The 632-nt window shown below is 56.8% G+C and carries 1 protein-coding gene; it reads right to left on the reverse strand.

The window, feature by feature from the left end; all coding sequences use genetic code 11:
- Window positions 1-133: 133 nt before the first annotated feature.
- Window positions 134-496: a hypothetical protein gene (locus ACR0LW_RS21220; protein WP_480884423.1), complete on the reverse strand. Its 363-nt coding sequence runs from the start codon at window positions 494-496 to the stop codon at window positions 134-136.
- Window positions 497-632 lie beyond the last annotated feature (136 nt).

Here is a 632-nt window from a genome sequence, read left to right on the forward strand (position 1 = left end):
CAAAAGCAGCCCAACGGCCCCACCAATGTTGACCGCATTCCCGTCGCCCAACACCTGAACAACAACGTTCCCAGCACCAGAAACGGATGCCGTTTGTGAGGGCGGAGTCATCGACGCATGCTCACTATCAGCCCTATTTGCCAACCTTGAAGGTGTTGTTGTTCCCGGCGATCTGACCGACGATGTTATTATCCCCTTGCACGTTCGCGAATTGCTTCAACGAAGGCCCACCGTTCTCTTCCAGCAAGCGTGCCAACTCCTGCTGCAGATCGGGCTGGTCGTGAAGCAAATCCTTGAGGAGCGCCTTCAACTTGTCCGGAGAAGACGGTTTGTCGGGCGCGCCTTCGATCTTGGCCACGTCAGCTGCTTCGTCTTCCGAGGCCTTGCCCTTTATCCAGTTCCATACGCTCTTAACGACGGATGTCCCTCCGCCAATGAGCTCTTTGATTGCGACGCTCGCAGCGGCCGTCGCTAATTTGTCCATGTCCAGGTCCACTATGTATCTCCTTCCTTGTCTGCTTCGCCCTGCAACGCTTCGAATACGGCGATGACGGGGGCGAGGGTTTCCGTGTCGGGGTCTGTCTCGAACCTCTCGCAGCGCTCGACATATTCCTTGAGCATGGCCGCCATCT

The organism is Ruegeria sp. N4, assembly GCF_056531425.1.